The organism is Streptomyces sp. NPDC048392 (assembly GCF_043200575.1).
Taxonomy (GTDB): domain Bacteria; phylum Actinomycetota; class Actinomycetes; order Streptomycetales; family Streptomycetaceae; genus Streptomyces.
On sequence record NZ_JBICYB010000001.1, the window covers coordinates 625671 to 637447 of the forward strand.

The 11777-nt window shown below is 71.1% G+C and carries 9 protein-coding genes; all 9 read left to right on the plus strand.

Going from position 1 to position 11777, the window contains the following annotated elements; genetic code table 11:
* Positions 1-11 precede the first annotated feature (11 nt).
* The 9 genes from ACGFYH_RS02710 to ftsQ all read left to right on the plus strand — a co-directional run bounded on the left by ACGFYH_RS02710 (position 12) and on the right by ftsQ (position 11597).
* Positions 12-575 carry a septum formation initiator family protein gene (locus tag ACGFYH_RS02710; RefSeq protein WP_393801304.1) on the plus strand — a complete coding sequence of 188 codons (564 nt, stop codon included), beginning with the start codon at positions 12-14 and terminating at the stop codon, positions 573-575.
* Positions 572-2536, plus strand: coding sequence for a cell division protein FtsI (gene ftsI / locus ACGFYH_RS02715; protein WP_393801305.1), 1965 nt, complete (start codon positions 572-574; stop codon positions 2534-2536). Before ACGFYH_RS02710 ends, ftsI begins: the two co-directional genes overlap by 4 nt.
* Positions 2537-2731: 195 nt before the next feature.
* Positions 2732-4252 (plus strand): UDP-N-acetylmuramoyl-L-alanyl-D-glutamate--2,6-diaminopimelate ligase, encoded by a 1521-nt coding sequence (locus tag ACGFYH_RS02720; protein ID WP_393801306.1) that lies wholly within the window; start codon positions 2732-2734, stop codon positions 4250-4252.
* A gap of 37 nt (positions 4253-4289) precedes the next feature.
* Positions 4290-5705 carry a UDP-N-acetylmuramoyl-tripeptide--D-alanyl-D-alanine ligase gene (gene murF, locus ACGFYH_RS02725; protein ID WP_393801307.1) on the plus strand — a complete coding sequence of 472 codons (1416 nt, stop codon included), beginning with the start codon at positions 4290-4292 and terminating at the stop codon, positions 5703-5705.
* Positions 5705-6796 (plus strand): phospho-N-acetylmuramoyl-pentapeptide-transferase, encoded by a 1092-nt coding sequence (gene mraY / locus ACGFYH_RS02730; RefSeq protein WP_393801518.1) that lies wholly within the window; start codon positions 5705-5707, stop codon positions 6794-6796. The genes murF and mraY overlap by 1 nt, the downstream gene beginning before the upstream one ends.
* A gap of 8 nt (positions 6797-6804) precedes the next feature.
* Entirely contained in the window at positions 6805-8229 is a 1425-nt protein-coding gene (murD, locus tag ACGFYH_RS02735) for a UDP-N-acetylmuramoyl-L-alanine--D-glutamate ligase (RefSeq protein ID WP_393801519.1), read from the plus strand.
* 76 nt (positions 8230-8305) lie between these two features.
* Positions 8306-9676, plus strand: coding sequence for a putative lipid II flippase FtsW (gene ftsW / locus ACGFYH_RS02740; RefSeq protein WP_393801308.1), 1371 nt, complete (start codon positions 8306-8308; stop codon positions 9674-9676).
* Positions 9677-9682: 6 nt separating this feature from the next.
* Positions 9683-10777 (plus strand): undecaprenyldiphospho-muramoylpentapeptide beta-N-acetylglucosaminyltransferase, encoded by a 1095-nt coding sequence (gene murG, locus ACGFYH_RS02745; RefSeq protein WP_393801309.1) that lies wholly within the window; start codon positions 9683-9685, stop codon positions 10775-10777.
* Between the two features lie 25 nt (positions 10778-10802).
* Positions 10803-11597 carry a cell division protein FtsQ gene (gene ftsQ / locus ACGFYH_RS02750; protein ID WP_393801310.1) on the plus strand — a complete coding sequence of 265 codons (795 nt, stop codon included), beginning with the start codon at positions 10803-10805 and terminating at the stop codon, positions 11595-11597.
* The last annotated feature ends 180 nt before the right edge of the window (positions 11598-11777 follow it).

Sequence of the window (11777 nt, forward strand, 5' to 3'; positions counted from 1 at the left end):
GGGGAGGGCGAATGGGTAGGAAACCCGAACCGAGGGGGAGGGCGGCCCGGCTCGTCCGGCTCCTCCCGACGGGCGGCGGCCGCGGTCAGGCGGCCCGTGCCCCCTTCGTCCTCCTGGTCGTCGTCCTTCTCGGGGGCGGCCTCATCGGGTTGCTGGTGCTGAACTCCGCCCTGAGCGAGGGCTCCTTCCAGCTGGACGACCTGAGGCAGGAGACCAAGAGCCTCACCGACGAGGAACAGGCGCTCCAGCGGGACATCGACGCCTACTCCGCCCCCCGGGCCCTCCAGCGCCGCGCCCGCGAACTGGGCATGGTGCCCGGCGGCGACCCCGCCTTCCTGGAACCCGACGGCACCGTCAAGGGCTCGCCCAGCCCCGCGCCCGCCGCTGCCGCCCCGCTCGTGCTCGCTCCCGAGGCGCTGACCGCGACGTCCGGCAGCGAGTCCGCGGCCACACCGTCCCCCTACAGCCGGCCGCCCGGCCCGGCCCCCACGCCCCCCGTGGCGGCCACGCCCGGCACCGCCGCCACACCCCCCGCAGCGGCGACGCCCACCCCGACCCCGACTCCCGGCAGGTGACGGAAGTGTCCGACAGGGAACCGCCGCGCCGCCGTGTGCCCGGACCCGCGAGGCCCGTCCGTCCCGGCGGACGGCGGCAGCCGGGGCCCGGCGCCCGGCCGGCCCGCAGGCCCGGCCCGCCCCGGCCCGCCCCCCGCGCCTTCCGGCTGGGCAGCCCGCGCCCCCGCCTGCGCATGATCGGCCTCGCGCTGACCCTGGTGCTGTCCGCCTTCGTCGTACGGCTCCTGCAGGTGCAGGCCGTCGACGCCGGCACGTACGCCGCGAAGGCCGAGCAGAACCGCTACGTCGTGCACACCCTGCCCGCCGAACGCGGCGGCATCACCGACCGCAACGGCGTGGCCCTCGCGACCACCGTGGACTCGTACGACATCACCGCCGACCCCACGATGTTCACCCGGGAGCAGCTGAAGGCCGGCGACGGGCCCGAGCAGGCGGCGGCGCTCCTCGCGCCGATCCTCGGCGAGGACCAGGAGGACCTGGTCGACCGGCTCCGCCCGGAGAACAGGGAACTGCGCTACGTCCGCCTCGCGCGCCGGCAGACCCCCCAGGTGTGGAACCAGATCAAGGACCTGAAGACCGCGCTCACCACGAAGGCGGAGACGGACAAGTCGGTGGTCAACGTGCTCGCCGGGGTCTTCGCCGACCCCAGCAGCAAGCGCGTGTACCCGGGCGGCGACCTTGCCGCCGGCATCCTGGGCTGGGTCGGCGCCGACGGCAAGGGCGGCGGCGGCCTGGAGCGGAAGCTGGACAAGACGCTCGCCGGCGAGGACGGCAGGATCCGCTACGCGCAGTCCGGTGGCCGTCAGGTGCCCACGGCCGGTTCGACCGAGACGCCCGCCGTGCCCGGCAGCGACGTCGAGCTCACCATCGACCGCGACATCCAGTGGGCCGCCCAGCACGCCATCAGCGAGCAGGTGGAGAAGTCCAAGGCGGACGGCGGCTACGTCGTCGTCCAGGACACGACCACCGGCGAGATCCTCGCCATGGCCAACTCGCCCGGCTTCGACCCGGGCGACCTCGCCCACGCCGACCCGGACGCGCTGGGCAACGCCGCCCTCCAGGACGCCTTCGAACCGGGCTCCACCGCCAAGGTGCTGTCGATGGCGGCCGTGCTGGAGGAGAACGCCGCCACTCCGGGCACCCACATCACCGTCCCCAACCGGCTCAAGCGCGGCGACCGGCTCTTCAAGGACGACATCGACCACCCGACCTGGTACCTCACGCTCAACGGCGTGCTCGCCAAGTCCAGCAACATCGGCACGATCATGGCCACCGGCGAGCTGGGCACAACCCAGGCCGAGGCCAACAAGGTGCTCTACTCCTACCTGCGCAAGTTCGGCCTCGGCGGCTACAGCGGGCTCGGGTTCCCCGGCGAGACCAAGGGCATCCTCGCGCCGCCGGACCAGTGGTCGACCTCGCAGCAGTACACGATTCCATTCGGCCAGGGCGTCTCCGTGAACGCCCTCCAGGCGGCCTCCGTCTACTCGACCGTCGCCAACGGCGGCGTCCGCGTCGAACCCACGCTCGTACGCGGCACAAAGGGTGACGACGGACGCTTCACGCCGGCCCCGGAGCCCAAGAAGACCCGCGTGACCAGTGCGGAGACCGCGAAGACCCTCGCGCGGATGCTGGAGTCCGTCGTCGACGACGAGGAGGGCACCGGCAACAAGGCCCGCATCCCCGGCTACCGGGTGGCGGGCAAGACGGGCACGGCCAACCGGGTGGATCCGGCCACCGGCAAGTACCACGGCTACACCTCGTCGTTCGCCGGGTTCGCCCCCGCCGACAAGCCCCGCGTCACCGTCTACTGCGCCATCCAGAACGCCACCGCGGGCAGCTACTTCGGCGGTCAGATCTGCGGGCCCATCTACAAGCAGGTCATGGAGTTCGCCCTGAAGACCCTTCAGGTACCACCGACCGGGGCCGACCCCGCGAACCTCCCGGTCACCTTCAAACCCTGAGCCCCACCGAGTCCGTACCGAGTCAGCGCCGATTCCGTACCGAGCCACCAGGAACCACCCGTGACGACGATCACCCCCGACCCCGGGAACCAGAACGCCCCCCGCGCCTCGCTTCGCCCGGAGGCGGGTACTGCCGGTACGCTCACCGCCGTGCCACACCCTGATCAGTCCCAAACCACCCAGAAGGGCCACCCCGTGACATACCCGGGACCGCCCCGGCCGGTGCGGATCTCCGCCACACCCCTCGCGGAACTCGCCGATCAGCTGGGTGCCGCCGCGCCGGACCGCTCCGCCGACGTCACGGGCATCACCCACGACTCGCGCGCCGTCCGCCCCGGCGACCTCTACGCCGCCCTGCCCGGAGCCCGCGCCCACGGCGCCGACTTCGTCACCCAGGCCGCGGGCCTCGGCGCCGCCGCCGTACTGACCGACCCGGCCGGCGCGGAGCGCGTCGCCGCCACCGGACTCCCGGCGCTCGTCGTCGCCGACCCGCGCGCACGGATGGGCGAGCTGGCGGCCACGATCTACGGCCACCCAGGCCGCGACCTGCTCCAGATCGGCATCACCGGCACCTCCGGCAAGACCACCACCGCCTACCTCGTCGAGGGCGGCCTGCGCACGGCGAAGTCCACCGGGCTCATCGGCACGGTCGAGATGCGCATCGGCGACGAGCGCATCAAGTCCGAGCGGACCACGCCCGAGGCCACCGACCTCCAGGCCCTGTTCGCCGTGATGCGCGAGCGCGGCACCGACGCGGTCGCCATGGAGGTCTCCAGCCACGCCCTGGTGCTCGGCCGGGTCGACGCCTGCGTCTTCGACATCGCGGTCTTCACCAACCTCAGCCCGGAGCACATGGAGTTCCACTCCGGCATGGAGGACTACTTCCAGGCGAAGGCGCAGCTGTTCACGCCGGAACGCAGCAGACTTGGCGTGGTCAACGTCGACGACGAGTACGGGCGGCGCCTCGTCAACGAGGCCACCGTCCCGGTCGTCACCTACTCCGCCGAGGGGCACCCCGACGCCGACTGGCGCGCCGACGGGGTCGAGGTCGGCCCGCTGGACTCCACGTTCACCGTGCTCGGGCCCAAGGGCGAGCGCGTCGCCGCCAAGTCGCCCCTGGCCGGACCGTTCAACGTGGCGAACACCCTCGCCGCGATCGTCGCCCTGGCCGCCGCCGGATTCGACCCGCAGAGCGCCGCCGACGGTGTCGCCGCCGTACCGGGCGTGCCGGGCCGTCTTGAGCGCGTGGACGAGGGCCAGCCCTACTTCGCGGTGGTCGACTACGCGCACAAGACCGATGCCGTCGAGTCCGTCCTGCGTGCCCTGCGCAAGGTCACCGAGGGCAAGCTGCACGCCGTGCTCGGCTGCGGCGGCGACCGTGACACCACCAAACGGGAGCCGATGGGCGCCGCGGTGGCCCGGTTCGCCGACACCGCCGTACTGACCTCCGACAACCCCCGCTCCGAGGACCCCCTCGCGATCCTCGCCATCATGCTCCAGGGGGCGGCGTCCGTGCCCGCGCACGAGCGCGGTGAGGTGCAGGTCTTCGAGGACCGGGCCGCCGCGATCGCCGCCGCCGTCGCCCGGGCCGAGCCCGGGGACACCGTGGTGGTGGCGGGGAAGGGCCACGAGCAGGGCCAGGACATCGCCGGGGTCGTCCGTCCCTTCGACGACCGCCAGGTGCTTCGCGAAGCCATCAAGAAGACCCAGGGATGAGATCCCGAATGATCCAGATGATCCAGGGGATGAACTTGTGATCGCCCTCTCACTCGCCGAGATCGCAGAAGTCGTCGGCGGGCGGATGCATGACATACCGGACGCGTCCGCGCAGGTCACCGGGCCGGTCGTCCGGGACTCCCGGGAAGCGGGGCCGGGCAGCCTCTTCGTCGCCTTCGTGGGCGAGCGGGTGGACGGCCACGACTTCGCCGCGCAGGTCGTCGAAGCGGGTGCGGTGGCCGTCCTCGGCTCCCGGCCCGTCGGCGTGCCCGCGATCGTCGTGGAGGACGTCCAGGCAGCCCTCGGTGCCCTCGCCCGGCACGTCGTACGCCGCCTCGGCGCCACCCTCGTGGCGCTCACCGGATCGGCCGGCAAGACCAGCACCAAGGACCTGATCGCCCAGGTGCTGCGCCGCAAGGCGCCCACGGTGTTCACGCCGGGCTCCCTCAACAACGAGATCGGGCTGCCGCTCACCGCGCTCACCGCCACCGACGACACGAAGTTCCTCGTCCTGGAGATGGGCGCCCGCGGCATCGGCCACATCCGGTACCTCACCGAACTCACCCCGCCGCGGGTCGGTCTGGTCCTCAACGTCGGCTCCGCGCACATCGGCGAGTTCGGCGGCCGGGAGCAGATCGCCCAGGCCAAGGGCGAGCTCGTCGAGGCGCTGCCGCCGGCCGAGGAGGGCGGCGTCGCGATCCTCAACGCGGACGACCCCCTCGTACGGGCCATGACCTCCCGAACGAAGGCGAAGGTACTCCTTTTCGGAGAGTCCGACGAAGCGGACGTCTCTGCCGAGAACGTGCGACTCACGGACACCGGACAGCCTTCCTTCCGTCTTCGCACACCCTCCGGTGCAAGCGATGTGACCATGCGCCTGTACGGTGAGCACCACGTGTCGAACGCGCTCGCCGCGGCCGCCGTCGCCCACGAGTTGGGCATGTCCGCAGACGAGATCGCCACCGCGCTCTCCGAGGCGGGCTCCCTCTCCCGCTGGCGGATGGAGGTCACCGAGCGCCCGGACGGCGTGACGGTCGTCAACGACGCCTACAACGCGAACCCCGAGTCCATGAAGGCCGCACTGCGTGCGCTGGCCGCCATGGGGAAGGGACGCCGCACGTGGGCGGTGCTCGGCAAGATGGCCGAGCTCGGGGACGAGGCGCTCGCCGAGCACGACGCGGTCGGACGGCTCGCCGTCCGGCTCAATGTCGGCAAGCTCGTCGCGGTCGGGGGCAGGGAAGCCCAATGGCTGCAACTGGGCGCATATAACGAGGGTTCGTGGGGTGAGGAGTCGGTGCACGTGTCCGACGCACAGGCGGCGGTCGACCTGTTGCGCAGCGAGTTGCGCCCGGGGGACGTCGTGCTCGTGAAGGCGTCCCGTTCGGTGGGTCTGGAGAGTGTCGCGACGGCGCTGCTCGAGACCGGCGCCGAGGGTGAGGTTTCCGCCCGATGATGAAGCAGATCCTGTTCGCGGGAGTCATTGGCCTCTTCCTGACGCTGGTCGGCACCCCGCTGCTGATCAAGCTCCTGGCCCGCAAGGGCTACGGCCAGTACATCCGCGACGACGGCCCGCGCGAGCACGCCAGCAAGCGCGGTACGCCGACGATGGGCGGTATCGCCTTCATCTTCGCGACGGTCGCCGCGTACTTCCTGGCCAAGGTGATCACCAGTTATCTGGACCCGAGGACGAACACGGGGCCGACCTTCTCGGGCCTGCTGGTGCTCGGTCTCATGGTCGGCATGGGTCTGGTCGGCTTCCTCGACGACTACATCAAGATCGTCAAGCGGCGTTCGCTGGGCCTGCGGGCCAAGGCGAAGATGGCCGGCCAGCTGATCGTCGGCATCAGCTTCGCCGTGCTCTCGCTGCAGTTCGCGGACAACCGGGGCAACACCCCGGCGTCCACGAAGCTGTCGTTCATCACCGACTTCGGCTGGACCATCGGCCCGGTGCTGTTCGTCATCTGGGCGCTGTTCATGATCCTCGCGATGTCGAACGGCGTGAACCTCACCGACGGCCTGGACGGCCTGGCCACCGGCGCCTCCGTCCTGGTCTTCGGCGCCTACACCTTCATCGGCGTCTGGCAGTTCCAGGAGTCCTGCGCCAACGCGCTGACCCTGACCAACCCGGGCGCCTGCTACGAGGTGAGAGACCCCCTGGATCTCGCGGTGGTCGCGTCCGCGCTGATGGGCGCCTGTCTCGGCTTCCTGTGGTGGAACACCTCCCCGGCCAAGATCTTCATGGGCGACACCGGTTCGCTCGCGCTCGGCGGTGTGCTCGCGGGTCTGGCGATCTGCTCGCGCACCGAACTGCTGATGGCCATCCTCGGCGGCCTGTTCGTCCTGATCACCATGTCGGTGGTCATCCAGGTCGGCTCCTTCCGCCTCACCGGCAAGCGGGTCTTCCGGATGGCGCCACTCCAGCACCACTTCGAACTCAAGGGCTGGTCCGAGGTCCTGGTCGTGGTCCGTTTCTGGATCATCCAGGGCATCTGCGTGATCGTCGGACTCGGCCTCTTCTACGCGGGATGGGCAGCGGACAAGTGACCTCCTCGGTGCCCTCGGAATTCACGGGCAAGCACGTCACCGTCGCGGGCCTCGGCGTCTCGGGCGTCCCGGCGGCCAAGGTGCTGCACGGGCTCGGCGCGCACGTCACCGTCGTCAACGACGGCGACGACGAGCGTGCGCGGACGCAGGCGGCGGAGCTGGAGGCGCTCGGCGTCACCGTCCGCCTCGGCGACGGCGACACCCTGCCCGACGGCACCGAGCTGATCGTCACGGCGCCCGGCTGGAAGCCCGCCAAGCCGCTGTTCAAGGCCGCCGGGCGGGCCGGCGTCCCGGTCTGGGGCGACGTCGAACTGGCCTGGCGCCTGCGCGGCCGGGACGGCAGGAAAGCAGCTCCCTGGCTGGCCGTCACCGGCACCAACGGCAAGACCACCACCGTGCAGATGCTGGCGTCGATCCTGGAGGCGGCCGGTCTGCGCACCGCCGCCGTCGGCAACATCGGCGTCTCGCTGCTGGACGCGGTCACCGGCGAGACGGAGTACGACGTCCTCGCCGTGGAGCTGTCCAGCTACCAGCTGCACTGGGCGCCCTCCCTGCGCGCCCACTCGGCCGCCGTGCTCAACCTCGCCCCGGACCACCTCGACTGGCACGGCTCCATGGAGGCCTACGCGGCCGACAAGGGCCGTATCTACGAGGGCAATAGCGTGGCCTGCGTCTACAACGTCGACGCCACCGACAAGCCGTCCACCGAGGACCTGGTCCGCGCGGCCGACGTCGAGGAGGGCTGCCGGGCCGTCGGGTTCACGCTGGGCACGCCCGGCCCCTCCCAACTCGGCGTCGTGGAGGGCATCCTGGTCGACCGCGCCTTCGTCGAGGACCGGCACAAGACCGCCCAGGAGCTCGCCGAGGTCTCGGACGTCAACCCGCCGGCCCCGCACAACGTCGCCAACGCCCTTGCCGCCGCGGCCCTCGCCCGTGCCTTCGGCGTGCCCCCCGCCGCCGTACGGGACGGGCTGCGCGCCTTCACGCCCGACGCCCACCGCATCGCGCACGTCGCCGACGTGGACGGGGTGGCGTACGTGGACGACTCCAAGGCCACCAACACCCACGCCACCGAGGCCTCTCTGGCGGCGTACGAGTCGATCGTCTGGATCGCCGGCGGGCTGGCGAAGGGCGCGACCTTCGACGCACTGGTCACGGGCGCGGCCAAGCGGCTGCGCGGCGCCGTCCTCATCGGCGCCGACCGCGCCCTGATCCGCGAAGCCCTGACGCGACACGCCCCCGAAGTACCCGTGGTCGACCTCGACCGGACCGACACTGGTGCGATGCTCCAGGCCGTCCAGGAGGCACGGCGGCTCGCCCGGCCCGGTGACACGGTGCTGCTGGCCCCGGCCTGTGCCTCCATGGACATGTTCACCAACTACAACCAGCGCGGTGACGCGTTCGCGCAGGCCGTTCGCGAACTCGGCGCCTGACCCGGCCGCCTCCCGCGCCGGGTGGACTCGGGAGGACACGTGGGACGGTCCGTGCCGACGTACAGCGGAGGCAGCGATGCCCGGTAGCCCCCAGAGCCGCACCGGACGCCCGCCCGTGCAGCGGGCCGTCAAGCGGCCCGCCACGCCCAGGCCGCCGCACGAGAACCCCGTGCTCGGCCTCTACCTGCGCCTCCGCCGGGCCTGGGACCGGCCGCTGACCGCCTACTACCTGATCTCCGGCGGCAGTCTGCTGATCACCGTGCTCGGCCTGGTGATGGTCTACTCGGCCTCCCAGATCACCGCGCTCCAGCTGTCGCTGCCCGGCTCGTACTTCTTCCGCAAGCAGGCCCTGGCGGCGCTGATCGGCGCCGGCCTCCTGGTGGCCGCCATGAAGATGCCGGTGAAACTGCACCGGGCGCTGGCCTACCCGATCCTCGCCGGTGCCGTCTTCCTGATGATCCTGGTGCAGGTGCCGGGGATAGGAGTCGCGGTCAACGGCAACCAGAACTGGATCGCGCTGGGCGGTTCCTTCCAGATCCAGCCCAGTGAGTTCGGCAAGCTGGCCCTGGTGCTGTGGGGAGCGGACCTGCTCGCCCGCAAGCAGGACAAGAGGCTGCTCACGCAGTGGAAGCACATGCTGGTGCCGCTGGCGCCCGCCGCGTTCATGCTGCTCGGGCTGATCATGATCGGCGGCGACATGGGCACGGCGATCATCCTGACGGCGATCCTGTTCGGTCTGCTGTGGCTGGCCGGCGCGCCCACCCGGCTGTTCGCGGGCGTGCTGTCGGTCGCCGTGCTGCTCGGCTTCATCCTCATCAAGACCAGCGAGAACCGGATGGCCCGGCTCAACTGCCTCGGTGCCACCGACCCGGGGCCGGGCGACTCCTGCTGGCAGGCCGTGCACGGCATCTATGCCCTGGCCTCGGGCGGACTGTTCGGTTCCGGGCTCGGCGCCAGTGTGGAGAAATGGGGTCAACTCCCCGAAGCGCACACCGACTTCATCTTCGCCGTCACCGGTGAGGAACTGGGCCTGGCGGGGACACTGTCGGTGCTCGCCCTCTTCGCGGCTCTAGGCTATGCGGGTATCCGCGTGGCCGGACGCACGGAGGACCCCTTCGTGAGGTATGCCGCGGGAGGCGTGACCACCTGGATCACGGCCCAGGCCGTGATCAACATCGGTGCGGTCCTCGGGCTGCTGCCGATCGCCGGTGTCCCGCTCCCGCTGTTCTCCTACGGGGGTTCCGCCCTGTTGCCGACCATGTTCGCCATCGGTCTGCTGATCGCCTTCGCGCGTGACGAACCCGGTGCGCGGGCGGCGCTTGCGCTGCGGCAACCTCGCTTTGGTAGAAAGCGGGGAGCCAGGGGCCCCGGGTCCAAGCGGAACCCCCGGAGTTGGAACACGATGCGACGGCGTGCCTCGGCGGCGCGCTCGTCCGGAGAGCGGTGAATTTCGGTGCATGTCGTACTCGCCGGCGGAGGAACCGCGGGCCACATCGAGCCCGCGCTCGCCCTCGCGGATGCCCTGCGCAGGCAGGATCCGACCGTGGGGATCACGGCCCTGGGCACGGAACGCGGCCTCGAGACCCGTCTCGTACCGGAGCGCGGTTACGAACTGGCGCTGATCCCGGCCGTACCGCTGCCGCGCAAGCCCACCCCCGAGCTGATCACCGTCCCGGGCCGGCTGCGCGGCACCATCAAGGCGACCGAGCAGATCCTGGAGCGCACCAAGGCGGACGCCGTGGCCGGCTTCGGCGGTTACGTGGCGCTGCCCGCCTACCTCGCGGCCAAGCGGCTCGGCGTGCCGATCGTCGTGCACGAGGCCAACGCCCGCCCCGGCCTGGCCAACAAGATCGGCTCGCGTTACGCCGCCCAGGTCGCCGTCTCCACCCCCGACAGCAAGCTGCGCAACTCCCGCTACATCGGCATCCCGCTGCGCCGTGCCGTCGCCACCCTCGACCGTGCCGCCGCGCGTCCCGAGGCCCGCGCGATGTTCGGGCTCGACCCCAACCTGCCGACGCTGCTGGTCTCCGGCGGTTCGCAGGGCGCCCGCCGCCTCAACGAGGTGGTGCAGCAGGTCGCGCCCTGGCTGCAGCAGGCCGGCATCCAGATCCTGCACGCGGTCGGGCCCAAGAACGAACTGCCGCAGGTCCACCAGATGCCGGGAATGCCCCCGTACATCCCGGTAAGTTATCTGGACCGGATGGACCTCGCGTACGCCGCCGCCGACATGATGCTCTGCCGCGCGGGCGCGATGACCGTCGCCGAACTCTCCGCCGTCGGGCTCCCGGCCGCCTACGTCCCGCTGCCCATCGGCAACGGCGAACAGCGGCTCAACGCACAGCCGGTGGTGAAGGCCGGCGGCGGACTGCTGGTCGACGACGCGGAGCTGACGCCCGAGTGGCTCCAGCACAACGTCCTGCCCGTGCTCGCCGACCCGCACCGGCTGTACGAGATGTCCCGCGCCGCCGCCGAGTTCGGCCGCCGGGACGCCGACGACCTCCTCGTCGGCATGGTGTACGAGGCGATCGCCGCCCGTGCGCATCGCTAGACACGGATGACGGAAGGCAGGGAGCGTGGCCGGACCGACCACCGCCGAGCGCGGTGAACGCCAGCAGGAGTCGTCCGGCCCGCCCCGTGCGCGCCGGTTCGGCCCGCCCCGTCTTCGTACGATCATCATCATGGCCGTCTCGCTCGTGCTCGTCGCGGGCGGAACCGTCTGGGTGCTCTACGGCTCGAACTGGACGCACCTGGAACACGTGTCCGTCTCCGGAACCCGTGTTCTGACGCCCGCGCAGGTGCGCGAGGCGGCCGACCTGCCGGTCGGGGACCCGCTGGTCTCGGTCGACACGAAGGCGGTCGAAGCGCGACTGCGCCGGGAATTGCCCCGCATTGACGAGGTCGACGTGGAGCGTTCCTGGCCGCACGGAATCGGACTGGAAGTGACGGAGCGTACTCCGGTCCTGATCGTCCGAAAGGGCCGAAAGTTCGTGGAAGTGGACGATGAAGGCGTCCGATTCGCCACGGTTTCCCGCGCTCCGAAAGGTGTTCCGGAGCTGGAATCGGACCCCGCGCGTTCCGGTACCGCCGCGGCGAGTCTGCGCCGCTTCGACGAGGACCGCCTGGTGCGGGAGGCGGTGCGGGTGGCCGGACGGCTCCCGGACGCGGTCGCCCGGGCCACGCGGCTCGTCAAGGTCCGTTCCTACGACGACATCTCGCTGGAGTTGAGCGACGACCGGACCGTGGCGTGGGGCAGCGGTGAGCGGAGCGTCGGCAAAGCCCGGGCGCTCGCCGCGTTGATGAAAGCGACGCCGGATGCGCGGCACTTCGACGTCAGCGTTCCCACCGCCCCCGCGTCATCCGGGAGTTGACGGGTATACGTGCAGGCCAGCACCCTGGTTGGGCAGCGCTACGGCTGATCACATAGGGTGAAAAGAAAAACGGGAGGTTCGGCGTGTTCGTTGAACGTGCGCCACTTGTCGACTTAGTGTCCTGTTCAGAAGACTCCAAGGAACAGACACACTGGTAACCCTAAACTTCAGCGTTAGGGT

What these genes read in the sequence shown, in the direction of transcription:
- mraY (WP_393801518.1), top strand. Translation starts at nt 5,705, where the DNA reads ATGAAGCAGATCCTGTTCGCGGGAGTCATTGGCCTCTTCCTGACGCTG.
- ftsW (WP_393801308.1), top strand. Translation starts at nt 8,306, where the DNA reads ATGCCCGGTAGCCCCCAGAGCCGCACCGGACGCCCGCCCGTGCAGCGG.
- ACGFYH_RS02710 (WP_393801304.1), top strand. Translation starts at nt 12, where the DNA reads ATGGGTAGGAAACCCGAACCGAGGGGGAGGGCGGCCCGGCTCGTCCGG.